Here is a 22,432-nt window from a genome sequence, read left to right on the forward strand (position 1 = left end):
GCCGGCTCGGGGAGGCGCCGTGGCATCGTCACCGGCGCGGTCCGGTCTGCTGATCACCGCGTCCACCGTGCTCGCCAACCTGCCAGCGTACCTCGTCCCGGTCCTCGCCGCCCACCGCCTCGGCCCGGACGACGTGGGCGCGCTCGCCACCGTGCTGGCGCTGGCCGCGATCCTGACCGTGCCCGGCGTCGGGTTGCAGACCGCGATCGCCGTGGTGACCGCGCGCTCCGGCGTGCCGCCCGAGCGCGCCGTGGGCTGGTCCCGGGGGATCGCGGTGGCCTGCGGCGCGCTACCTCTGGTGCTCACTCCGGTGCTGTGGTCCGCGCTGCGGCTGCCCCCGGCGGTCCCGCCGCTGCTCGCCGCGCTGGTGGTGGCCGCGGTGCTGGCCGGCCGGCCGCTCGGCGTGCTGCAGGGCACGGAACGGTTCGGCCGGCTCGCCGCCGGTACCGTGCTGCTGGCCGCCGGGCGGTACGCGGGCGCGCTCGCCGCGGTCGCCGCCGGCTCCGGCCCGGCACCCGCGACCGCCGCGACGGCGCTGACCTGCTGGCTGATCCTGCCCGCGCTCTGGTGGCTCGCCCGCCCGCCCGCGCCCTCCACGCCCGCGCCCTCCACGCCCGCGCCCTCCACGCCCGTGGGCGTGCCGTCCGTGTCCGCGGGCGTGCTGCGGGGACGGCTCGTGCTCTCCTCGGCGGGTGCGTCGCTGGCCATCCTGGTGGCCTCCTACGCCGACGTCCTGCTGGCACGGCTCCTGCTGCCGCCGCGCGAGTCGGGGGCGTACGCGGTCGGCGCCGTCCTCACCCGCATCGCGATCTGGGCCCCGCAGGCGGTCACCGTGGTAGCCCTGCCCCGCCTGGCGCGCGGCCCGGCCCGTCCCGCCCCGGGAACGCCCGCGGCCCACCCCGATGCCGCGGGCGCGCCGGACCGGGCCACCTCCGCGCTGATCGCCGGGCTGGCACTGCTCGCCGGGTCGGGTCTGCTGCTGGTCACCCTGGTGGCCGTGGCGGGTGGCCCGCTGGTCCGGTTGATCGGCGGGCCCGGATACCCCGGCACTGCGCGCCTGGCGTACGGCTTCGCCCTGGCCGGAGCGGCGTACGCCATGACGTTCTTCCTGGTCAATGCGCGTATCGCGGTCGGCTCCCGGTTCCCGTCGGCCGGAGTGTGGACGGCCGCCGTCCTCCTGGCGACAGCCGCGATCGTGCTGCGGCCCTCGACCATCGGCGGGATCCTGGTCCTCGCCGTCGCCGCCGCGGTGCTGAGTGCCCTGCTCACCGCTCTCCCGGCGGCCACCCGGATCACAGCCGCTCGATGATGCTCGCGGTCGACATGGCGCCACCCGCGCACATCGTCACCAGGGCCGTCTCCCCGTCCGTGCGCTCCAGCTCGTGCAGCGCCGCGGTGATCAGCCGGGCGCCGGTGCTGCCCACCGGATGTCCGAGAGCGATCGCGCCGCCGTTCGGGTTGACCCGGTCCGGGTCGGCGCGGTGCACCGCGAGCCAGGAGAGCACCACACTGGCGAACGCCTCGTTCACCTCGATCACGTCGAGGTCCTCGATCTTCATCCCGGTCCGGCCCAGTACGTGCGAGGTGGCCGCGATCGGGCCGTCCAGGTGGTAGTACGGCTCCGCCCCGGTCAGGCACTGCGCCATGATCCGGGCCCGCGGGCGCAGTCCCAGCTCCCGTGCCCGCCCGGCGTCCATCAGGAGGACCGCCGCCGCGCCGTCCGAGATCTGCGAGCTGGTGCCCGCCGTGTGCAGGCCGTCCGGGAGCACCGGCTTCAGCGCGGCGAGCCCGTGCATCGTGGTCGTCCGGAGCCCTTGATCGGTGCCCACCTCGCCGACCGGGACGATCTCGCGCCGGAGATGTCCCGATGTGTGCGCCCTGATCGCCGAGGTCTGCGAGCGCACTCCCCACGTGTCCAGATCCTCCCGGGTGAGACCGCGGCGCCGGGCGATCCGCTCCGCGGCCAGGAACTGGTTCGGCATGTCGACCGCCCAGGTGTCCGGGCGGGCCGGGCGGGTCCGCAGCGGAACCCGGCTCATCGACTCCACCCCGCAGGCCACCCCCGCCTCGATCGCGTCCGCCGCGATCAGGCCCGCGATCAGGTGCGCCGCGTGCTGCGCCGACCCGCACTGGGCGTCGATCGTCACGCAGCCCGTCGTGTACGGCAGACCCGCGTGCAGCCAGGCCGTACGCGTGACGTTCCCGGCCTGCTCGCCGTCCTGGGTGACGCACCCGCCGATCGCCTGCTCCACCAGGCCCGGATCGACGCCGGCCCGGTCGACCAGGGCCCGCTGCGCGGTGCCGAGCAGCTCCGCCGGGTGCACCCCGGCCAGCCATCCGCCGCGCCGCCCGACCGGGGTGCGGACCGCCTCCACGATGACCGGATCACCCACCGCGACCTCCCAGGAATTAGAACGTGTTCTGCACAAGCATCACACCAGTGAAGCGCGACATGTTTCAATCGGTAGAACTTGTTCCCGCAGGGGGTGGATGAAGTGCCCTTCGACCCGACCCACGCCTTCGATCCGGCCGGCGCCTTCGACCCGACCGACCCGCAGATCTATGTGCAGGGCATCCCGCAGGCCGCGTTCGCCCGCCTGCGCGCCACCGAACCGGTGAGCTGGATCCCGCAGGCGCGGGGCAGCGCCGGATTCGACGATGACGGCTACTGGGCGGTCACCCGGCACGCCGACGTGATGGCGGTGTCCCGCGACAGCGACACCTACTCCAGCTGGGAGAAGACCGCGATCGTCCGCTTCCAGCCGGACATGCCCCGCGAACGGATCGAGATGCAGCGGTACGTCCTGCTCAACATGGACCCGCCGCAGCACACCAAGCAGCGCGCCATCGTCTCCCGCGGCTTCACCCCGCGCGCGATCAACAGCCTGCGCACCGCGCTGACCACCCGGGCCGAGCGGATCGTCACCGAGGCCCGGGAGACCGGGGACTTCGTCACCGAGGTCGCCTGTGAGCTGCCGCTCCAGGCGATCGCCGAGCTGCTCGGCGTGCCGCAGGCCGACCGTCGCGACGTCTTCGACTGGTCCAACGCGATGATCGGGTACGAGGACCCGGAGTACCGCGGCGTCGACGATCCGCTCACCCCCGCGATGGAGCTGCTCGGCTACGCGATGAAGATGGCCGAGGAGCGCCAGTCCTGCCCCCGCGACGACATCGTCTCCACCCTGGTCCACGCGCGGATCGACGGCGAGAGCCTCTCCACGGACGAGTTCGGCTTCTTCGTGCTCATGCTCGCGGTCGCCGGCAACGAGACCACCCGCAACGCGATCTCACACGGCATGCTCGCCTTCCTCGAACACCCCGAGGCCTGGGCGCACTTCAAGAGCTCCCGTCCGCGTACGGCCGTCGACGAGATCGTCCGGTGGGGTACGCCCGTCAACGCCTTCCAGCGCACGGCCCTGCACGACACCACGCTCGGCGGGCAGCCGATCGCCGCCGGTCAGCGCGTCGCCATGTTCTACGGTTCGGCCAACTACGACGACGAGGTCTTCACCGAACCGCTCACCTTCGACATTCTGCGCAGCCCCAACCCGCACCTCGGCTTCGGCGGCAGCGGCGCCCACTTCTGCCTCGGCGCCAACCTGGCCCGCCTGGAGATCGACCTGATCTTCAACGCCATCGCCGACCACATGCCGGACATCGCCCTGAACGGCTCCCCGGAACGCCTCCGCTCCGGCTGGCTCAACGGCATCAAGCACCTGCCGGTCCGGTACCGCTGAGTCCTTCGTGCGGGGCCGGTGGACATCGCGCCGATAATGCGTTTCCTCCACTTATGAGGTGGTAGGACCTATATCTATGACTCTGGACCGCTCTCTGTGCACCCTGGCCGTGGCCGCCCTCACCGTCGTCACGGCCGCCACCCCGGCCCGCGCCGACCTGGGCGGGAGCTACCACTGCCGGGTCCGGGTGCACGGCACGATCGAGGACAGGTACCTCGCCTCCGGGGCGGAGTCGGGCCCGCTCGGCTGTCCCCTGGCCAGCGAACGCGCGGCCTGGAACGGCGGCAGGTACGAGGACTTCGCGGGCGGCTCCATATACTGGTCCCCGGACACCGGCGCCGTCATCGTCAAGGGCGCCATCCACGACCACTGGTACGCCGACCGGCGCTGCATCGGGTACCCGCTCGCCGACGAGGGCCCGGCGGCCGACGGTGGCCGTACCCAGAGCTTCCAGAACGGCCACGTCTGGCTCTCCGCCGCCGGCGACTCCTACAGCGCGACCTGCTGACCTCTCCGCCGGGCCCGTTCCCGGCTGGTGTTCAGGGGTGTGTCGGCGGGCTCGAGTGACCTCTGTGCGCCAGCTTTTCCGGCGCGGCTGGGCGTTCAGGGGTCTCTCGGAGCGCCTGAGACACCCCTCGGCGCCAGCCAGCGGTCAGCGCGGCTGGTCAGTGTGGCCGGTCAGCGCGGCTGGTCAGTGTGGCCGATCGGTGGTCAGTTCGGGTGCGCGGGGTGGGGTGCGGGGTGGTCAGGTGAGCTTGGTCAAGCGGGTCAGGGTCGTGTCGGTCTCGGTGACCAGGGCGGCGAGGAGCTCGGCGACCGGGCGGACCTCGTTCATGCGGCCGACTATCTGACCGACCGGCATCGGGACGACCGTGGGGTCGCTGGAGGACATCAGGCGGTCGTGGGCCTCGGCGACCAGCAGGTTCTGCAGTGGCATCGGGAGCGGGACGGGTGCGCCGTCGGCCGACCAGGCGTCGGTCCAGCGGTTGCGGAGCAGGCGGGCCGGCTTGCCGGAGTAGATGCGGCTGCGGACCGTGTCGCAGGAGCGCGCCCGGAGCAGGGCCTCGCGCAGGGCCGGGGAGCTGTCGTACTCCGTGGTGCCGAGCCAGATGGAACCCGTCCAGACGCCCTGGGCGCCCAGGGCCAGGGCCGCGGCGATCTGTCGGCCGCTGCCGATGCCGCCGGCCGCGAGGACCGGGATCTCCGCACCGACCGCGTCGACGATCTCCGGGATCAGGACCATGCCGGCGATCTCGCCGGTGTGGCCGCCGGCCTCGTAGCCCTGGGCGACCACGATGTCGACGCCGCCGGCCAGGTGGCTGCGGGCGTGGTCGGCGCGCCCGGCGAGGGCCGCGACCGCCACCCCCCGGGAGTGGGCCCGGTCGATGACGTCGGGTGGGGGCGGGCCCAGCGCGTTGGCGATCAGGCGTACCGGGTGGGTGAGGGCGACCTCGACGTGCGAGCGGGCCACCGAGTGGAGCCAGCCGAGGACGCCGTCGCGGCGGGGGCCGGCGACGTCGAGCGGGGGGACGCCGAGGCGCAGCAGGGTGCGCTCGACGAACTCGCGGTGGCCGTCCGGGATCAGGGTGCCGAGGTCGGCGGGGGCGCCCTCGGCCGGGGAACGGCTCGGCATCACCACGTCGACGCCGTAGGGGCGGCCGCCGGTGGCGGTGTCGAGCCAGTCGAGGACGGCGTCGAGGTCGGCGGCGTCGTTGAAGCGGACGCAGCCGAGGACGCCGAGTCCACCGGCCCGGCTGATCGCGGCCACCACGTGCTCCGACGGGCTGAAGCCCACGATCGGATACTCGATGTCGAGCGTGTCACACAGGTCAGTCCGCATGCCGGTCCTCGGGGGTGTGTGTACGGGCGTACTCGTGTGCCCATCGGTAGTCGGCCTTGCCGCTGATGGTGCGCTCGATCCGGTCGACGAACCAGACGGAGCGGGGAGCCTTGTAGCCGGCCAGCCGGGCGCGCACGTGTGCGTCCAGGTCGGCGGGATCGACGCGTACCCCGGACCTGGTCTGGATCAGGGCGGCCACCCGCTGGCCCAGGAGATCGTCGGCGGCACCGATGACCAGGACGTCGAAGACGCCGGGGTGGGCCTTCAGCGCGCCCTCCACCTCCTCGGGGAAGACCTTCTCGCCGCCGGTGTTGACGCACGTGTTGCCCCGGCCGAGCAGGGTGATCGTGCCGTCGTCCTCGAGTCTGGCGAAGTCGCCGGGCACCGCGTACCGCACCCCGTCGACCTGGGTGAACAGCGCTTTCGTCTTGGCCTCGTCCTTGAAGTAGCCGAGCGGGAGGTGTCCGCCGCGGGCCAGCCTGCCGATCACGCCCGGTGGCGCCCGGTGGCCGTACTCGTCGATCACGATGGTGTCGCGGCCGGGCATCACGCGCGGGCCGTCGACCGCGCCGCCGGCCACGTCGGCGACCACCCCGATGCCGGCGAATCCGGTCTCCGAGGAGCCGATCGCGTCGGTGATCATGATGGTCGGGAAGGTCTCCATGTACTCGCGTTTCACCACCGGTGAGAAGAGCGCCGCACTCGACGTGACCGCCGCCAGGGACGAGGCGTCATAGGAGCCTTTCCGGTACGCGTCGATCAACGGCCGCGCCATCGCGTCCCCGATCAGCACGACGGCGTTCACCCGGTGCCGTTCGACGGCCTGCCAGGTCGCGCCGGGGTCGAACCGGGGGAGCATGACCACGGTGTCCCCGGCGAAGAGGGCGGCGAGGGCGGCCCACTGGGCGTTCCCGTGGATCAGCGGCGCGAGGCAGAGCCGGACCATCCCGCCGGACTCGGCGCCGAGCGCGGTCTGCGCCCACTCGTCGGCGAGCGGGATGCCGGACATGAAGTCGATGCCGCCGCCGAGGGCGCGCCAGACGTCCTCCTGGCGCCAGATCACGCCCTTCGGGTATCCGGTGGTGCCGCCGGTGTAGAGCAGGTAGACGTCGTCACCGGACCGGGTGCCGAAGTCGCGGCCCGGGTCGGCGTCCGCCCACTCGCCCGCCACCAGGGGTACGACGACGCGCAGGGCGGGTACCGCGGGCCGGACGTTCGCGACCCGGCCGGCGAACTCCGGGTCGTGCAGGAGCGCGGTCAGCTCGGCGTCGGTGAACAGATACTGTAACTCGTTCTCGACGTACCGGTAGTTGATGTTGACGGCCACCGCGCGCAGCTTGTACACCGCGAGCAGGGCGGCCACCGCCTCGATCGAGTTGCCCGCGAGCAGCCCGATGTGATCACCCGGCCCGAGACCGTGATCGCGCAGGACGTGGGCGAGTCGGTTGGCGCTCGACTCCAGTTCGGCGTAGGTGCTCGTCCGCTCCCCGCAGGCCACCGCGACACGGTCGGGGAAGGCGTCGACCGCGTGCTCGAAAAGGTCCGCTATGTTGGCCGCCATCATCGGAAAATAGAACCTGTTATCGTTCCAGGGCAAGACCCGATGATGTGGAAGGAGCCCGGTGGACGCCCTCGTCGAACAGCGCGGACCGATCCTGATCGTCACGATGAACCGGCCCGGGGTGCGGAACGCCCTCTCCGCCGAGATGCTCGCGATCATGCGGGAGGCCTGGGACCGGGTGGACGCCGATCCGGAGATCCGGGTGGCGGTGCTGACCGGGGCGGGCGGCGCGTTCTGCGCGGGCGCCGACCTCAGGGCGATGACCGCGTCGCACCCCGGCGACGGCATGCGCGCCGGAGGCGGCGGCCCCGATCTCACCCGGATCGACGCGCTGCTCAAAGGGCGCCGGCTGACCAAGCCGCTGATCGCCGCGGTGGAGGGTGCCGCGGTCGCCGGGGGCACCGAGATCCTGCAGGCCACCGACATCAGGGTGGCCGGTGAGAGTGCGCGCTTCGGGGTCTCCGAGGCCCGCTGGGGTCTCTTCCCGCTCGGCGGCTCGGCGGTCCGGCTGCCCCGGCAGATCCCGTACACGATCGCCGCCGAGATGCTGCTGACCGGGCGCCACCTGACCGCCGCCGAGGCGCTCGCCGCCGGGCTGATCGGTCACGTGGTGCCGGACGGCGAGGCCCTGGCGAAGGCGCTGGAGCTCGCGGCCCTGGTCGCCGCGAACGGCCCGCTCGCCGTCCAGGCCATCCTGCGCACGATCCGGGAGACCGAGGGGATGCCCGAGGACGAGGCTTTTCCGGCCGAGACCCGCTGGGGTACGGCCGTCTTCGCCAGCCGGGACGCGAAGGAGGGCCCGCGCGCCTTCCTGGAGAAGCGGCGCCCGGTCTACGAGGGCCGTTAGGTCGCCCGCTGTCGGTGCGGATGTACGCCGGCTCGGCGGGGTCTCTGTAACGTGTTCCATGCGTTCAGAGACGGTTGGCGAGCGCGCTTGCCGCTGAAGATTGGAACGTGTTTCACTCATGGACGTGGATTCGCTCACCGCGCCGATGACGATCAGTTTCGACTACACCCGGTCGCTCGGCCCGGTGCTGAGCCGGTTCATGAGCGGGCTGCGGGCGCGGCGGGTGCTCGGTGCGCGGACGTCGGACGGACGGGTGCACGTGCCGCCACTGGAGTACGACCCGGTGACCCACGAGCCGGTGACCGATCTCGTCGAGGTGGCGCCGGTGGGGACCGTGGTGAGCGGGACGACGGGGTGGGCGCTGGTGCGGCTGGACGGGGCGGACACGGCGCTGCTGCACCGCGCGGCGGCGGGGGTGTCCACCGGTGTGCGGGTGCGGATCCGGTGGGCCGCGGTGCGGCGGGGGCACATCACCGACATCGAGGGCTTCGAGCCCGGCGACGTCTCCGGGACCTCCGGCGTCCCGCAAGCGCCGAGCGAGGATGTCACCGGGATCGTCACGCCCATCACGCTCGAGTACACGCACACCACGTCGCCCGGCGAGGGACGGTACCTGCGCGCGCTCCAGGAGGGGCGGATCACCGGCCGGCGCTGCCCGGTCTGCCGCAAGGTCTACGTCCCGCCGCGGATCTGCCCGGTCGACGGGGTGCACACCGAGGAGATCGTCGAGGTCGCCGACCACGGCACGATCACCACGTTCTGTGTGGTGAACGTGCCGTTCGCCGGGCAGCGCCTGACCCCGCCGTACGTCGTCGCGCAGGTGCTGCTGGACGGCGCGGACATCCCCATCCCGCACCTGGTGACCGGGATCGACGCCGCCGAGGTCCGGATGGGCATGCGGGTGGCCGCCTCCTGGCGCGACCCCGCGGAGTGGTCCACCACCCCGGAGAACATCGCGCACTTCGAACCGTCCGGGGAGCCGGACGCGCCCTACGAGACGTATGCGGAGCACCTGTGAGCGTCGCCGTCGTCGGATTCGCACAGTCCATCGGCTCGGTGGACCTGGTACCCGTGTTCCAGCGCGCCCTGGCGAATGCCGGGCTGGAGCGCCGGGAGGTGGACTTCTGGTGCTCCGGGTCGTCGGACTACGTGGTCGGGCGGGCCTTCTCGTTCGTCAGCGCGGTCGACGCGATCGGGGCCAGCCCGCCGATCTGCGAGTCGCACGTGGAGATGGACGCGGCGTGGGCGCTCTACGAGGCGTACGTGAAGATCCTCGCCGGGGAGGCGGAGACCGCCCTGGTGTACGGGTTCGGCGCGGCGTCCGCGGGCGACATCCGGCGGATCCTGGCGCTGCAGCTGGACCCGTACACGGTGGCGCCGCTCTGGCCGGACGCGGTCAGCATCGCGGCGCTGCAGGCCCGGGCGGCGATCGACGCGGGCGTGCTCAGCGACGTGGATCTATCCGATGAGTCGGACTGGGTGGCCCCGCCGATTCGCGTGAACCACTGCGCTCCCGTCCCCGACGGCGCCGCGGCGGTGGTCCTCGCCGCCACCGAACGGGCCCGGCAACTGCGCGAGAGACCGGCCTGGATCACCGGGTTCGCACACCGGATCGATCCGCAGGGGCTCGGCGAGCGGGATCTCACCACGGTTCCGTCCGCCACCGCGGCCGCGGCCGAAGCCGATGTCGCGGGCGTCGAGGTGGCCGAGCTGCACGCTCCCTACCTCCATCAGGGGTTGCTGCTGCGGCGCGCGATGGGGCTCGGGGCGAAGACCCGGGTCACCCGCCGCCCCGCCCCGATGTTCGCGGCCGGGCTGGCCCGGATCGGCACCGCGGCCGAGGAGATCCTCACCGGGCGGTCGACGGTCACCCTGGGTCACGCGACCAGCGGACCGGCCCTGCAGCAGAACCTGGTCTGCGTGATGCGGGCCGAGCCGTGATCAGGGCGGCCGTGCTGGGCACGGGGCAGACCGAGCACCGCAGCAAGCGGCTCGACGTCTCGATGGCCGGACTCTGCCGCGAGGCGATCGACCGGGCCCTGGCGGACGCGGGGACCACCTGGGAGCAGATCGACGCGGTGGTGCTGGGCAAGGCGCCGGACCTCTTCGAGGGCGTGATGATGCCCGAGCTGTTCCTCGCCGACGCGCTCGGCGCGGTGGGGAAACCCCTGCTCCGGGTGCACACGGCCGGGTCGGTGGGCGGCGCGACCGCGATCGTGGCGACCACGCTGATCCGGGCCGGGGTGCACCGGCGGGTGCTGGCCGTGGCGTTCGAGAAGCAGTCCGAGTCGAACGCGATGTGGGCGCTCTCCATCCAGCCGCCGTTCACCGCGCCGATCGGGGCCGGGGCGGGCGGGTACTTCGCGCCGCACGTCCGGGCGTACATCCGGCGGGCCGGGGCGCCGCCGCACGTCGGGGCCCTGGTCGCGGTCAAGGACCGGCGGAACGGGGCGCTGAATCCCTACGCCCACCTGCGGCAGCCCGAGATCACGTGCGAGTCGGTGCGGTCGTCGGTGATGCTCTGGGACCCGATCCGCTACGACGAGACCTGTCCCTCGTCGGACGGGGCGTGCGCCGTGGTGATCGGCGATCAGGCCGCCGCCGAGGCGTCGACCGGGCACGTCGCGTGGATCAAGGCGACGGCGATGCGTTCGGAGCCCACGTCGTACTCGGGAAAAGATCATGTGGACCCACGTGCCGGCGCCGAAGCGGCGCGCGCGCTGTGGCGGGCGGCCGGGATCACCGCACCGATCGACGAGATCGACGTGGCCGAGCTCTACGTCCCGTTCTCCTGGTACGAGCCGATGTGGCTGGAGAACCTCGGCTTCGCGGCCCCCGGCCAGGGCTGGAAGCTGACCGAGGCCGGGGAGACCGCGATCGGCGGGCGGCTGCCGGTCAACCCGTCGGGCGGGGTGCTCTGCTCGAACCCGATCGGCGCCTCGGGACTCCTGCGGTTCGCCGAGGCGGCCATGCAGGTGATGGGGCGGGCCGGTGCCCATCAGGTGCCGGGTGCGACGACCGCGCTCGGGCACGCGTACGGGGGCGGATCCCAGTTCTTCTCCATGTGGGTTGTCGGGAGGCGGCCATGAAAAGACGGCAGGTTCTGAGGATCGGTGCGCTCGGCGCGGGCGCCGCGGTCGCCACCGGGATCCTGGGCTGGGAGGGGCCGCTCGCCGCGTACGGCGCGGTACCCGCCCTGGCCGGGAAGACCGCGATCGTGATCGGCAGCGGGTTCGGCGGCGCCGTGACGGCGTACCGCCTCGCCCAGGCCGGGATGCTGGTGACGGTGATCGAACGCGGTCGCCGCTGGACGGTCGACGGCTCCGGCAGCACGTTCTGCACCATCACGAAACCGGACTGGCGCTGCGCCTGGTTCAACGACCACCCGCCGCTCGGCCTGGACGTCAGCACGGTGATCGAGAAGAAGGCCGGGCTGATCGCCACCCACGCCGGGGACGGGATCAACGTGCTCTGCGGCTCCGGGGTCGGCGGCGGCTCGCTGGTCATCGGCATGTTCCTGCCGCAGCCCCGGGAGGCCGACTGGGGCAAGGTCTACCCCTCCGACCTGCCGTGGGCCGACTTCAACGGCACGTACTGGCCGCGCGCCCGGCAGAACCTGGGCGCCGCGACGATCCCCACCGACGTCCAGAACGCGGCACAGTACAAGGGCGCCCGGGCCTGGCTGGAGTACATCGCCGAGTTCGGGCAGACCCCGGTCTCGGTGCCGTTCGGGGTGAACTGGGACGTGATCCGGGACGAGCTGGCCGGGCGCGCGGTGGCCTGCCACACCATCGGCGAGGGCCCGTTCGGCAGCAACTCCGGCGCCAAGAACAGCGTCGACCGCAACTACCTGAAGTGGGCCGAGGCGACCGGCAACACCACGGTCCTGCCGCTGCACGAGGTCACCGAGATCCGCGAGGTCTCCGGGGTGACCACGTTCGAGGTCGCCGCCAAGCAGATCGACGAGACCGGCTCGGTGCTCGCCACCAAGACGCTGACCTGCGATTACCTCTTCCTCGCCGCCGGTTCGGTGGGCAGCACGTCACTCCTGCTCACCTCGCGGGCGAAGGGAAGGCTGCCGAAGCTGACCAGCACCCAGGTCGGCAAGGGCTGGGCCAACAACGGCGACTTCCTGGTCGCCCGGATCAACCTGCGCAAGGACGTCGGCTCGGCGCAGGGCGGCCCCGGCAACGTGAAGTTCTACGACGACGCGAACCCGTACGCCCCGGCCGCGATGGCGTGGGAGGCCGCCCCGGTCCCGTCCTGGGTGCCGCCGACCACCGCGCACCTGGTCACCAGCCTGTCGTCCGAGCGCGGCGAGATCCGCTACGACGCGGCGACCGGTGCCGGGAAGGTCTACTGGCCGTACGCGGAGATGGCCACCTCCTCCGACAAGGCCGGCCGCGACCTGGTCACCCGCCTCTGGTGGGAGACCGAGGGGAAGACCGGCAACCTGCTGACCGGCCTGCCCAGCTACGACCGCGGCACCGGGATGGGCCTGGGCTCGAAGAATACCTACCACCCGCTGGGCGGCCTGGTGATGGGCAAGGCCACCGACTACGCCGGCCTGGTCACCGGATACACCAACCTGTACTGCGTGGACGGCGCCCTGCTACCGGGCTCCACCTGCCTGGCCAACCCGTCCCTGACCATCACGGCCAACGCCGAGCGCTTGATGGACCGTTTCATCGCCGCCCACGCCTGACGCCGTCGGCGGATCCCGCACCCGGTGGCGGCCGGGTACCGGCCGTTCACGGTATCGTCGGGCGGTGCCCGAATCTGTGACGAGCCGCAACACCACGGCCACCCGACGTGCCGCCCCCGGCCAGCCGCGCACCGGCGCCGGACAGCCGCTCAAGACCAAGGCGGAGAAGCGGGCCGAGGCGAAGGCCGCCAAGGCGCGCGCCCGAGCCCGGGAGAAGCGCCGCCGCGTGGTGACCGCGGCCTGCGTCGCGGCGGTCGTGCTGGCACTGCTCGTCGGCCTGATCGGGTGGATCACCACGTCGTCGTCGGACACCGCCACCGGTGATCCCACCGCGTCGGCGAGCGCGGGTTTCCCGTCGCTGCCGGCCGGCGCCGATGCGGCCCTGAGCACGAAGCCGGCCGCGACCGCCGGCACCGGCACCCTCACCGAGCTGAAGGTGACGACGCTCATCCAGGGCACCGGCGCGGCGGTCGAGTCCGGGCAGACCATCGACGTGAACTACGTGGGCGTCACCTACGCGGACGGCACCGAGTTCGACTCGTCGTGGAGCCGCTCCGAGGCCTTCAGCTTCCGGATCGGCGGCGGCAGCGTCATCAAGGGCTGGGACCAGGGCCTGATCGGCGTCAAGGTCGGCAGCCGCGTCCAGCTGGACATCCCGTCCGACCTGGCGTACGGCGACAGCCCGTCCGGCGGCCAGCCCGCGGGCGCCCTGCGCTTCATCGTCGACGTCCTCTCCGCTTCCTGACCACCCCGGGCCGGCGGCTGGTGGTCATGGGTGTCCCGGCGGGGCTGAGGCCGGGAAGGTGATGACGGCGCGGCCGGTCAGGGTGCCGGTGGTCAAGTGGGTGTAGGCCTTGTCGATGGCGGTGTGCGGGAACTCCTCGATCTCGTTGCGGATCCGGCCGGCGGCGGCCAGGGCGATGACCTCGTGGGCGTCGGCGATGGTGCCGCCCTGGAAGGTGAAGATCTCGGCGTCGCGAGGGAGCGTGCCGAACCACGGGCGGTTCAGGCGGCCGCCGGAGGAGCCGATCAGGGCGTAGGCGCCGCCGGGACGCAGGGCGCCGAGACCGGCGGCGATGGTCTCGTCGGTGCCGACGAAGTCCAGGACGGCGTCGGCTCCGGTGGTGGTGAGCGCGGGCAGGGCGGAGTGGGCGCCCAGCGTGGTGGCGTAGTCGAGGCGTGCCGGGTTGGTGTCGACGGCGATCACGTGGGCGGTGGTGAGGACGCGGAGGAACTGCACCGCGAAGGCGCCCAGGCCGCCGGCGCCGATCACCACGGCGGTGCCGTCGGGGAGGATGTGGGGGAGGGCCCGGCGTACGGCGTGGTAGGCGGTCGCTCCGGCGTCGGTGAGCGGGCCGGCGTGCCGGGGGTCCAGCGGGCCGAGCGGGATGAGCTCGCGGCGGGATCCGGCCAGCACGAACTCGGCCAGGCCGCCGTCGCGCCCGAAACCCCGGCCGGTCACGCCGCTCGGGCAGGCGTTGTCGAGGCCCCGGAGGCAGAGCGGGCACGTGCCGCAGGAGGCCGCCGCCACGAGAGCCACCGCGTCACCCACGGCCAGATCACGGACCACCGGATCGACAGTGACGGATAAAGAGCTTATATCGGAAATGTCGCCCACGGTGGAGGGCGAGGGCGCGCGGGGGTGCGAGGGCGAGGTGCGGGCGGGAATGGCGGCGGGGACGAGGGCGGGGGCGGCGGCGATCCAGCCGGCGGTCTCGTGGCCGAGGGTGAAAGGGATCTGCCAGCCGAGCTTCTCGCCGTAGGTGCGGGGCATGGCGCGCATGGTCAGGTCGGAGCGGCACAGGCCGCAGCCCGCCACCCGGATCAGGAATTCGCCCGGGGCGGGTGTCGGCACGGGCACGTCGGTGAGGATCGGGGGCATGCCCCAGCCCGGGAGGCGGTACGCCAGCATGGGTCACAGGGTGGAACGCGTTCTCGTCGAAGGTCAAGCACTGTTGCCTGATTTATAGAACACGTTCTAATGTCGAGGGTGTGCTGACGACGTCGTTTGCGGATGCGATCCGGGAAGCCGAGCGGATCATCGAGGCCGCCCCGCACTGCCGGGATGAGCGGGACCTCGCCGAGGGGCACGACTATCTCGCCGGGAGCATCCGGGCCTCGGTGCAGATGGCGTGGGCCTACCAGCGGGACTTCCCGTACTTCGTCCGCTCCACCGGGCCGTACACGAAGATGGGTCTGGACAACCCGGACACGCTGTACTTCCACGCCTGGTTGCGGAACGACGCGGAGTACGTGGTCACCGGCGAGCGCGGCAGCACGGCGGATCTCAGCTTCCAGATCCTCGACGGCGAGTATTCGCCGGTGCGGGTGCCGGGGAGTCTCAGCGCCTTCGACGACCGGGAGCTGGCGGTCGCCGAGGACGGGGCGTACACGGTGCGGCTCGCGGAGGGCGTACCGAAAGCGATGCTCGTCGTTCGTGAGGTTTTCAGCGACTGGGCCGGTGAGCGCCCGGGCAGGCTGCGCATCCAGCGTGTGGACCGGATCGGCGCGGCCCCGCCACCGCCCACGCTGGACGCGCTCACCAAACGCTACGGCGTCGCCGGGAAGATGCTGATCGGACGGCTGCGGACGTTCCTCGCCTTCGCCGAGCGCTTCTATCTGGGGCTGCCGGTGAACACGCTGACGCCGCCGCGGCCGACGCCGGGCGGGCTGAGCACGCAGTATTCCTCGGTCGGGCACTACGAGCTGGACGACGACCAGGCCATGGTGGTCACCGTGCCCCGGTCGGACGCGCCCTACCAGGGCATTCAGCTGGGCAGCATGTGGTACGTGTCGCTCGACTACATCAACCACCAGACCAGCCTCACCACCGCGCAGGCGAAGGCCGACCCGGACGGGCTGATCCGGTACGTGATCAGCGAGCGTGACCCAGGCGTCGCCAACTGGCTGGAACGGACCGGGCATCGCCGTGGCTACGTCCAGTTGCGCTGGCAACGGCTGTCCCGCGCGCTGACCGCCGAGGACGGCCCGGCCGTGGAGATCGTCGCGGTGGACGACCTGCCGAAGGTGCTGCCGTACCACGAGACGATCACACCGGAGCAGTGGCGGCAGCGGATCGCGGCCCGGCAGGCGGCGGTCGCGGACCGGATGCTCGGCTGATGCACGGCGGAGGCGAGAGCTGATGCACACCGGCGGCGGCATCAGTGGCGGCGGCATCAGCGGCGGCGGCATCAGCGGCGGCGGGCTCCTCGACGGCAAGGTCGTGCTGGTCGCCGGGGTGGGGCCGGGTCTCGGGCGGGCGATCGCGCTGCGCGCCGCCGAACAGGGCGCGGCCGAGGTGGTGCTGGTCGCGCGGACGGCGGCGTTCCTCAAGGAGGTCGCCGGTGAGATCGGCCCGCGGGCCCGCCCCCTGCCGGTCGACCTCACCGGCGACTGCCGGGAGCTGGCCGCGCTCGCCGAGGTGGACGTGCTGGTGCAGAACGCGTTCACGATGCCGCCGATGCGCGGGCTCGGGCGGGTCGACGTCGGCGAGCTGCGGGAGAGCCTGGACGTGAACCTGCTCGCCGCGCTCCGGACGATCCAGGCGGTCACCCCGGCGCTGATCAGGAACGGCGGGAACGTCGTCGTGGTGAACTCGGCGGTGCTGCGGCACTCGCGGAAGCCGTTCGGTCCGTACCGGCTGGCGAAGGCGGCGCTGCTGGCCGCGGCGCAGAACCTGGCGAGCGAGCTGGGTCCGAAAGGGGTCAGGGTCAACTCGGTGGCGCCGGGCTGGATCTGGGCGGACACGCTGCGGATGTGGTTCGACCATCTGGCCGCGGAGCGGGGCGTCCCGGCGCGGCAGATCTACGACGAGACGGCCGCGGGTATCGATCTGCGGCGGCTGCCCGAGCCGGACGAGGTCGCCGACGCGGTGGTCTTCCTCGCCTCGGGGCTGGCCCGCGGCATCACCGGACAGTGCCTCGACGTCAACTGCGGGGAGTTCCACGCATGACCGCCGGCCCGCGCACCGACGTCGGGACGGTCGAGGACCTGCACGCCTCCGCCACCAGGATCACCGGGCTCGACGACTTCGGCGACGAGGACTACCGGCAGGGATTACGGAAACTGCTTCTCGCGTACGCGGAGACCGCCGCCCTCACCCCGGTGGGAAGCAAGGCGACGCGGGGCCTGGTACGCGGCGCCCTGGTCTCCCGGCTGCTCAGCGAGGCGGCCTGGCGGCAGTACCCGGAACACGCCGGCGTCCGGATCGAGCGTCCGGTCTTCATCACCGGGCTGCCGCGTACCGGCACGACCACGCTGCACCGGCTGCTCACCGCCGACCCCGCGCACCAGGGTCTGGAGCTGTGGCTCACCGAGGCGCCGCAGCCCCGCCCGCCGCGCTGGGAGTGGGCCGATCACCCCGTGTATGCGGTGCTCAGCGCGGCCTATCGGCGGCACACCGCGCTGGACGGCGTCCACCATCTCGGCCCGGACCAGATCGAGGAGTGCTGGCGGCTGCTCTGCCAGTCGATGACCTCGGTCTCCTTCGAGTGCACCGCGTACATCCCGGACTACGCCGACTGGCTGGCCGGAAACGATTGGACCGCGGCCTACCGGCGTCACCGGCGGAACCTGCGGCTGATCGGCATGGCGGACCGGGGCCGCCGGTGGATCCTGAAGAACCCGAGCCATCTCTTCGCACTCGACGCGCTCCTGGCGGTCTACCCCGACGCGGTGGTGGTCCGGACCCACCGGGACCCGGCGGCGGCGATCGCGTCGGTCTGCAGCCTCAACGCCCGGGCCGCCGAGGGCTGGTCGGCGGGCTTCCGGGGCGCTCTGCTGGGGCGGTCGCAGCTCGCGCTCTGGTCCCGGGGCGAGCGGGCCTTCCGGGCCGCCCGCGCCCGGCACGACGCCGGCCGGTTCATCGACGTGGACTACCGGGACTTCGCGGCCGATCCGCTGCGCGTCGTCGGCCGGATCTACGACCGCCTCGGGACACCGCTGAGCGGCACGGCCCGGGCGGCGATGGAGAAACACCTCTCGGGTACGCCCAAGCCCGCCCACGAATACGACCTGGCGTCGTTCGGCCTGACCGATACCGATGTGGCGGCCGCGATGGAGTGACCACCGCGGCCGCCGTGTCACCGCTGATCAGCTGGTCTCGAAGGCACCCAGATCAGGAGCGGACCCGTTGTAGGCGATGCCCACGTCGGTGCCCTTGTCGATCAGGGTGCTGGCCGAGGCCAGGTGCAGCGCGGTCAGCACGGGGAGGCTGCCGTTCGACTGCCGGGAGACGTTCCAGCCGGTCGTCGTCACGCTCTGGAACTGCGCGTCGGACATCGTCACGCCCAGGTTCCACGAGTTGGTGGTCGCGGTCGTCCCCGTCATGTTGGCGGTGAGCGTTCCACCGTACGCAATGTTGTTCTTGAGGTTGCCGAGGCCGACCGCCGCGCCGCTGGAGCTGATCCCCAGCATGTTGTAGTCGGTGCCGTTGCTGTAGCTGGTGTTGTTGACGTAGTCGTTGGCGACCGGGTGGTGGTTGCTGTAGAAGCCCGGCCCCCGGTTGAGGAACGCCACCGAGTTCGTCACGGTGTGCTTGACGGCCGTGGCGACGTAGACGCCGCCGTAGCCACCCATCTTGAACCCCGTCCCGTTGCCGATCGCGGTGGTCGTCTCGGGCAGGTACCCGTTCCGCCACGACCACGAGTCCTCGATCGTCACCGACGAGTACGCGTTGATCAGGTCGAAGCCGTCGTCCGAGTTCCACCAGGCCCGGCAGCCGCGGAACACGTTGCCGGAGTTCCCGGCCGCGATGTGCGCGCCGAACCCGTCGCCGTTCTCCCCGGCCCCGTTCGAGCTGTACGGGTCGTAGTTGTCGTACGAGTCCGAGTTGAGCACCAGGTTGTTCCCGCCCTTGGCGATGAAGAGACCCGGACCCATGTTGCCGTGTGTGTTGATCTTCTCGAAGGTGTTGTTGCTTCCCGAGATCCAGATGCCCCACGACTCGTGGTTGAGGCTGTTGTTCTGCGGCACGCCGCTGACCCCGATGCCGCGCAGGTAGAGATAGCTGCCGGTGACGTCGAAGCCCTTGATCCGGCAGTCCACGCCGGTCATCCCGGAGAACGTGAAGACCGGCTTCTCGCCAGGGTAGTTCACGTAGCTGATCGGGCTGCCCGCGGTGCCGCTCTTGCTCAGCGTGATCGCGTCGACCACGGCCGTCTGGCTGGAGCAGGTCTTCGTCGCCGTGGTGTAGGCGTACGTGCCGCCGCGCAGGTAGACCGTGTCGCCGGCGGCCGCCGCGGTCTGCGCCTTCGCGATCGTCTGGAACGGCGCCGACGCGGTGCCGGCCGCACTGTCACTACCCGTGGGGGAGACGTAGTAGGCGGAGGCGGCGTGGCCCATCGAGGGGAGGATGATGATCGCCGCGACGGCGCTGGCCGCCAGGGCGGAGACGAGCGCGGTGTTCCGCACTCTCTTCCGGATACTCACCGGTTCTTGCTCCTCGTGCTTGGGGATGTACGGGGACGCCACCCGGTGGGGGCCGGGCGACCTCTGGATCCTAAGGAGGTCACCGTCCGTCCCCGTACGCTCCCGTGAGCGCTACCGGTCGAGCTCGGTCAGCCAGGCCCGTTCGCGCTCCACCCGGCCGATCAGCTCGGCGGTCACCCGGATGCCCCAGTCCCGGTTCTGCCGGCTGCTCGCGGCCCGGGCGGCCTGCCCCTTCAGATGCCGGAGGCGGCCCTGGAGCGCGCGGTCGCGGGCGGCCAGCACCTCGCGCCGCTCGTCCCGGGTGAGCTCGTCGAAGAGGCCGAGCCGGGCCAGGAACTCGTCGTCGCTGCCGGCCAGTTCGGCGGGCAACTCGGTGAGCATGTCGTGCAGCATCTCGTGGCCGAGATCGGTGAGCACGTAGACGTGCCGGAGCGGCCGCCCGGGCAGTTCCTCGGCCGTCTTGGTCACCGCGCCGGCCGCCTCGAAACGGCGCAGCGCGGGGTAGAGCATGTTGTTGTTCAGCGCCCGGTCGGTGGTGTCGGAGACCCTCCGCTTGATCTCGTAGCCGTGCGCCGGCCTGCCCCGGAGATGGGTCAGGATCAGGATGTCGAGGTACACGCCGTGCAGGCTAACCTAGGTTAATCTGGACGGATCATGGGAGTCGATGGATGACCGTGTCGGCGAATCGGCGCAGCGCGTCCTGCTTGGACCCGAGGTCGGCCGCGAAGGAGCGCCAGGGCACCACGATCGCGTCGGTCACCCCGGCCTCGGCCTGCTGCCGGTACCCGTCGAGGCCGTGCCGGTCCACGCAGACGGCCTGGATCTCGAACGGCCGGTCGTCGGTGCCGTACTCCTTGCGCAGCGCGCCGAGGCGGGCGACGGTGGCCCGCAGGTCGTCGAAGCGCATCATCGCCGAGGACCAGCCGTCGCCCACCCGGGCCGCGCGGCGCAGGGCGGCCCCGGTGTGCCCACCGACGTAGAGCGGGACCGGTACGGCGGGCGCCGGGCTCATCCGCAGGCGGCCGAAGTCGAAGTGCCGGCCGTGGTACTCGACCATCCCGCCGCCCAGGATCAGCCGGAGGATCTCGATCGACTCGTCGGCCCGGGCGCCCCGGTCGGCGAAGGGCGCGCCGCACCAGCGGGACTCCTCGGGGGACCAGCCCAGCCCGACGCCGAGGCCGAAGCGGTCGCCGGTGAGCGCGGCGACCGTGCCGATCTGGCGGGCGAGCAGCACCGGGCTGCGCGGGCCGAGCTTGAGCACCTGGGTGTAGAACCGGATCCGGCTGGTCACCGCGCCCATCGCGGCCGCCGCGACCATCGGGTCCGGCCAGGGCGTCTCGGCGTTCCAGAACCGGCTGCCGTCCGGCGTGTACGGGTACGCCGCGTCGACCTGTTCGGCGAAGAAGATCGAGTCGGGCAGCGCGATCGCGTCGAACCCGCACTCCTCGGCCGTCCGGGCGAGCGCGGTGAGCTGGTCGAGCGGGCTGAGGGCGATGCCGAGGGTGAATTTCACGGGAGGGCCTCTCCGAGTGCCAGCAGTTGGGCGGTGGCGCCGCCGAGCCGGAACTCCAGGCGCTCGGCGGCCAGGTAGTAGCGGTGCAGCGGGTGCTCCAGGTCGAGCCCGGCGCCGCCGTGCACGTGGACCGCGGTGTGCAGCACCCGGTGACCGGCCTCGGCGGCCCAGAACCCGGCGGTCGCCACGGTGTCCGGCTCCGGCCGGTACGCCGCCTGCCAGGTCGCCAGCCGCAGCGCCTCCACGTCGATCCACGCGTCGGCGAGCCGCTGCGACACCGCCTGGAACGACCCGATCGGACGGCCGAACTGCACCCGGGTGCGCGCGTACGCCGCGGTCATCTCGAGGGCACGCTCGACCACGCCGAGCTGGGCCGCGGCGATCCCGACCGTGGTGTGCGCCGGCGTCCCGGCCGGCGCGATCGTGTCGAGGAACCGTTCGGCTTCGGCGTGCCGGCCCAGTTCGGTCAGGATCGCGCACTGTTCGATCAGCCCGAGTCCCTCCCCTCCGGCGTCCTTCGGCAGCGTCGCGGCGAGCACCCCGGCCTCGTCCAGGGCGGGCCAGAGCGGTCGTCCCGATTGCGCCAGCTCCCGGGTGAGCGCGGCGAGATCCCGCGCCGCCTCGGTCAGATCGAAGTCCATTTCGGTCACCTCCGGATCGGGAGGCCGAGCGCGCCGGCCGCGATGATGTCCCGCTGCACCTCGTTGGCGCCGCCGCCGAACGTGAGGATCAGGGCCGCCCGGTGCATCCGCTCGATCCGGCCGTCCAGCGCCGCCGGCCCGAGCACCTCCATCAGCAGCCGGTAGACCTCGATCGCCAGCTCGGTGCCGTAGACCTTGCTCGCCGACGCCCGCACCGGCCCGGGTCCGCTGCCGGCGGCCGCCGCCACCTGCCAGTTCAACAGCTTCAGCACCTCGATCCCGGCGTGCGCGCGGGCCAGGTGCAGCCGCACCCACTCCTTCTCCCGTACGCCCTGAGCGCGTGCCCACGCGGTGACCTCGGCGAGGGCCCGTTGCAGCGGGGCGGCCGAGGTCAGCGCCACGCGCTCGTGGTTCAGCTGGTCGGTGATCAGGCGCCAGCCCTGGTTCTCCGCGCCGACCAGGGCGGAGACCGGCACCCGGACGTCCTCGAAGTAGGTGGCGCTGGTGGTCGGCCCGGCCAGGGTCCGCACCGGCGTCCAGGAGAACCCGGGGGAGTCGGTGGGGACGATCAGCACCGAGATGCCGTGGTGCCGCGGCGCGTCCGGGTCGGTCCGGCAGGCCAGCCAGACGTAGTCGGCGTACCGGATCAGGCTGGTCCACATCTTCTGCCCGGTGATCACGTAGTGGTCGCCGTCGCGGACCGCCCGGGTGCGCAGCGCGGCCAGGTCGGTGCCGGCCTCGGGCTCCGAGTAGCCGATCGCGAAGTGCGCCTCGCCGGACGCGATCCGGGGCAGCAGCCCGGCCTTCTGCGCGGCGGTGCCGTGCCGCATGATCGTCGGCGCGATCGTGTAGAGCGTCAGGAACGGCACCGGCACTCCGGCCAGGGCCGCCTCGTCCGCGAAGATCAGCTGGTCCATCCGGGAGCGCCCGCCGCCGCCGAACTCGGCCGGCCAGCCCAGCGCGAGCCAGCCGTCCTCGCCCAGCCGCCGGACGACCTCCCGGTACGCGTCCCCGTCGCCGTAGTCGCCGTGATCGCCGCCGTCCAGCTCGGCGCGGAGCGACGGCGTCATCAGCGCGGCGAAGTAGGCGCGCAGCCGGTCGCGCAGCGCCTCCTGATCCGGCGTGTATCCCACGTGCATCGGTCGCCCCGATCGCGGTA

General features: G+C 72.4%; 21 protein-coding genes. 12 read left to right on the forward strand and 9 right to left on the reverse strand.

Annotation, left to right across the window (positions count from 1 at the left end):
* Nucleotides 1–19: 19 nt before the first annotated feature.
* Entirely contained in the window at nucleotides 20–1,309 is a 1,290-nt protein-coding gene (locus AB0M08_RS18670; RefSeq protein ID WP_364494359.1) for a polysaccharide biosynthesis protein, read from the forward strand.
* On the opposite strand, the gene AB0M08_RS18675 is transcribed toward AB0M08_RS18670, so the two are convergent.
* Complete coding sequence (locus tag AB0M08_RS18675) at nucleotides 1,293–2,393, reverse strand: steroid 3-ketoacyl-CoA thiolase (protein ID WP_364494362.1); 1,101 nt, start codon at nucleotides 2,391–2,393, stop codon at nucleotides 1,293–1,295. The genes AB0M08_RS18670 and AB0M08_RS18675 overlap by 17 nt on opposite strands.
* Before the next feature lie 102 nt (nucleotides 2,394–2,495).
* Between AB0M08_RS18675 and AB0M08_RS18680 the strand changes: the two genes are divergently transcribed.
* Both AB0M08_RS18680 and AB0M08_RS18685 read left to right on the forward strand, forming a co-directional pair.
* A complete protein-coding gene (locus AB0M08_RS18680) occupies nucleotides 2,496–3,737 on the forward strand; it encodes a cytochrome P450 (RefSeq protein WP_364494365.1) in 1,242 nt (413 codons plus the stop codon).
* A gap of 76 nt (nucleotides 3,738–3,813) precedes the next feature.
* Nucleotides 3,814–4,245: a hypothetical protein gene (locus AB0M08_RS18685; RefSeq protein WP_364494368.1), complete on the forward strand. Its 432-nt coding sequence runs from the start codon at nucleotides 3,814–3,816 to the stop codon at nucleotides 4,243–4,245.
* 237 nt (nucleotides 4,246–4,482) lie between these two features.
* Here the strand turns inward: AB0M08_RS18685 and AB0M08_RS18690 are convergent, their stop codons facing one another.
* Both AB0M08_RS18690 and AB0M08_RS18695 read right to left on the reverse strand, forming a co-directional pair.
* On the reverse strand, nucleotides 4,483–5,577 hold the full coding sequence (locus tag AB0M08_RS18690; protein WP_364494371.1) for a nitronate monooxygenase family protein: 1,095 nt from the start codon (nucleotides 5,575–5,577) through the stop codon (nucleotides 4,483–4,485).
* Complete coding sequence (locus AB0M08_RS18695; RefSeq protein ID WP_364494480.1) at nucleotides 5,567–7,138, reverse strand: acyl-CoA synthetase; 1,572 nt, start codon at nucleotides 7,136–7,138, stop codon at nucleotides 5,567–5,569. Before AB0M08_RS18695 ends, AB0M08_RS18690 begins: the two co-directional genes overlap by 11 nt.
* Nucleotides 7,139–7,199: 61 nt before the next feature.
* Here AB0M08_RS18695 and AB0M08_RS18700 point away from each other — a divergent pair, with 61 nt between their 5' ends.
* The 6 genes from AB0M08_RS18700 (at nucleotide 7,200) to AB0M08_RS18725 (ending at nucleotide 13,435) form a co-directional block, all read left to right on the forward strand.
* On the forward strand, nucleotides 7,200–7,985 hold the full coding sequence (locus AB0M08_RS18700) for a crotonase/enoyl-CoA hydratase family protein (RefSeq protein ID WP_364494374.1): 786 nt from the start codon (nucleotides 7,200–7,202) through the stop codon (nucleotides 7,983–7,985).
* Nucleotides 7,986–8,103: 118 nt separating this feature from the next.
* Entirely contained in the window at nucleotides 8,104–9,003 is a 900-nt protein-coding gene (locus AB0M08_RS18705) for an OB-fold domain-containing protein (RefSeq protein WP_364494377.1), read from the forward strand.
* The gene (locus AB0M08_RS18710; RefSeq protein WP_364494380.1) at nucleotides 9,000–9,926 is read left to right on the forward strand and encodes a lipid-transfer protein; all 927 of its coding nucleotides are present in this window, start codon (nucleotides 9,000–9,002) and stop codon (nucleotides 9,924–9,926) included. The genes AB0M08_RS18705 and AB0M08_RS18710 overlap by 4 nt, the downstream gene beginning before the upstream one ends.
* The gene (locus AB0M08_RS18715; RefSeq protein WP_364494383.1) at nucleotides 9,923–11,074 is read left to right on the forward strand and encodes a thiolase domain-containing protein; all 1,152 of its coding nucleotides are present in this window, start codon (nucleotides 9,923–9,925) and stop codon (nucleotides 11,072–11,074) included. Before AB0M08_RS18710 ends, AB0M08_RS18715 begins: the two co-directional genes overlap by 4 nt.
* On the forward strand, nucleotides 11,071–12,690 hold the full coding sequence (locus AB0M08_RS18720; RefSeq protein ID WP_364494385.1) for a GMC oxidoreductase: 1,620 nt from the start codon (nucleotides 11,071–11,073) through the stop codon (nucleotides 12,688–12,690). The genes AB0M08_RS18715 and AB0M08_RS18720 overlap by 4 nt, the downstream gene beginning before the upstream one ends.
* A gap of 64 nt (nucleotides 12,691–12,754) precedes the next feature.
* Complete coding sequence (locus tag AB0M08_RS18725) at nucleotides 12,755–13,435, forward strand: FKBP-type peptidyl-prolyl cis-trans isomerase (RefSeq protein WP_364494388.1); 681 nt, start codon at nucleotides 12,755–12,757, stop codon at nucleotides 13,433–13,435.
* A gap of 24 nt (nucleotides 13,436–13,459) precedes the next feature.
* On the opposite strand, the gene AB0M08_RS18730 is transcribed toward AB0M08_RS18725, so the two are convergent.
* Nucleotides 13,460–14,602 carry an alcohol dehydrogenase catalytic domain-containing protein gene (locus AB0M08_RS18730; RefSeq protein WP_364494391.1) on the reverse strand — a complete coding sequence of 381 codons (1,143 nt, stop codon included), beginning with the start codon at nucleotides 14,600–14,602 and terminating at the stop codon, nucleotides 13,460–13,462.
* Nucleotides 14,603–14,682: 80 nt separating this feature from the next.
* On the opposite strand from AB0M08_RS18730, the gene AB0M08_RS18735 reads away from it, so the two are divergent.
* The 3 genes from AB0M08_RS18735 to AB0M08_RS18745 are packed head-to-tail and all read left to right on the forward strand — an operon-like array spanning nucleotide 14,683 to nucleotide 17,754.
* The gene (locus tag AB0M08_RS18735) at nucleotides 14,683–15,810 is read left to right on the forward strand and encodes a hypothetical protein (protein WP_364494393.1); all 1,128 of its coding nucleotides are present in this window, start codon (nucleotides 14,683–14,685) and stop codon (nucleotides 15,808–15,810) included.
* A 22-nt stretch (nucleotides 15,811–15,832) separates the two neighbouring features.
* Entirely contained in the window at nucleotides 15,833–16,642 is an 810-nt protein-coding gene (locus tag AB0M08_RS18740; protein ID WP_364494396.1) for an SDR family oxidoreductase, read from the forward strand.
* Complete coding sequence (locus AB0M08_RS18745; protein WP_364494399.1) at nucleotides 16,639–17,754, forward strand: sulfotransferase; 1,116 nt, start codon at nucleotides 16,639–16,641, stop codon at nucleotides 17,752–17,754. The genes AB0M08_RS18740 and AB0M08_RS18745 overlap by 4 nt, the downstream gene beginning before the upstream one ends.
* A gap of 27 nt (nucleotides 17,755–17,781) precedes the next feature.
* Here AB0M08_RS18745 and AB0M08_RS18750 read toward each other — a convergent pair whose 3' ends face one another.
* The 5 genes from AB0M08_RS18750 to AB0M08_RS18770 all read right to left on the reverse strand — a co-directional run bounded on the left by AB0M08_RS18750 (nucleotide 17,782) and on the right by AB0M08_RS18770 (nucleotide 22,412).
* Nucleotides 17,782–19,119, reverse strand: coding sequence for a right-handed parallel beta-helix repeat-containing protein (locus tag AB0M08_RS18750; RefSeq protein ID WP_364494402.1), 1,338 nt, complete (start codon nucleotides 19,117–19,119; stop codon nucleotides 17,782–17,784).
* Between the two features lie 111 nt (nucleotides 19,120–19,230).
* Nucleotides 19,231–19,737: a PadR family transcriptional regulator gene (locus AB0M08_RS18755; RefSeq protein WP_364494404.1), complete on the reverse strand. Its 507-nt coding sequence runs from the start codon at nucleotides 19,735–19,737 to the stop codon at nucleotides 19,231–19,233.
* 34 nt (nucleotides 19,738–19,771) lie between these two features.
* Nucleotides 19,772–20,632 (reverse strand): TIGR03619 family F420-dependent LLM class oxidoreductase, encoded by an 861-nt coding sequence (locus AB0M08_RS18760; protein ID WP_364494407.1) that lies wholly within the window; start codon nucleotides 20,630–20,632, stop codon nucleotides 19,772–19,774.
* Nucleotides 20,629–21,273, reverse strand: a complete 645-nt coding sequence (locus tag AB0M08_RS18765) for an acyl-CoA dehydrogenase family protein (protein WP_364494409.1) — start codon at nucleotides 21,271–21,273, stop codon at nucleotides 20,629–20,631. The genes AB0M08_RS18760 and AB0M08_RS18765 overlap by 4 nt, the downstream gene beginning before the upstream one ends.
* A 5-nt stretch (nucleotides 21,274–21,278) precedes the next feature.
* Entirely contained in the window at nucleotides 21,279–22,412 is a 1,134-nt protein-coding gene (locus AB0M08_RS18770; RefSeq protein WP_364494411.1) for an acyl-CoA dehydrogenase family protein, read from the reverse strand.
* Nucleotides 22,413–22,432: the final 20 nt, after the last annotated feature.

The sequence above is a fragment of the Actinoplanes sp. NPDC051851 genome, assembly GCF_040681165.1.
GTDB lineage: Bacteria > Actinomycetota > Actinomycetes > Mycobacteriales > Micromonosporaceae > Actinoplanes.

Coding starts and splice junctions, on each gene's coding strand:
- AB0M08_RS18685 (WP_364494368.1), top strand. CDS start 3,814: ATGACTCTGGACCGCTCTCTGTGCACCCTGGCCGTGGCCGCCCTCACC.
- AB0M08_RS18690 (WP_364494371.1), bottom strand. CDS start 5,577: ATGCGGACTGACCTGTGTGACACGCTCGACATCGAGTATCCGATCGTG.
- AB0M08_RS18695 (WP_364494480.1), bottom strand. CDS start 7,138: ATGGCGGCCAACATAGCGGACCTTTTCGAGCACGCGGTCGACGCCTTC.
- AB0M08_RS18705 (WP_364494377.1), top strand. CDS start 8,104: ATGGACGTGGATTCGCTCACCGCGCCGATGACGATCAGTTTCGACTAC.
- AB0M08_RS18720 (WP_364494385.1), top strand. CDS start 11,071: ATGAAAAGACGGCAGGTTCTGAGGATCGGTGCGCTCGGCGCGGGCGCC.
- AB0M08_RS18730 (WP_364494391.1), bottom strand. CDS start 14,602: ATGCTGGCGTACCGCCTCCCGGGCTGGGGCATGCCCCCGATCCTCACC.
- AB0M08_RS18740 (WP_364494396.1), top strand. CDS start 15,833: ATGCACACCGGCGGCGGCATCAGTGGCGGCGGCATCAGCGGCGGCGGC.
- AB0M08_RS18745 (WP_364494399.1), top strand. CDS start 16,639: ATGACCGCCGGCCCGCGCACCGACGTCGGGACGGTCGAGGACCTGCAC.
- AB0M08_RS18765 (WP_364494409.1), bottom strand. CDS start 21,273: ATGGACTTCGATCTGACCGAGGCGGCGCGGGATCTCGCCGCGCTCACC.
- AB0M08_RS18770 (WP_364494411.1), bottom strand. CDS start 22,412: ATGCACGTGGGATACACGCCGGATCAGGAGGCGCTGCGCGACCGGCTG.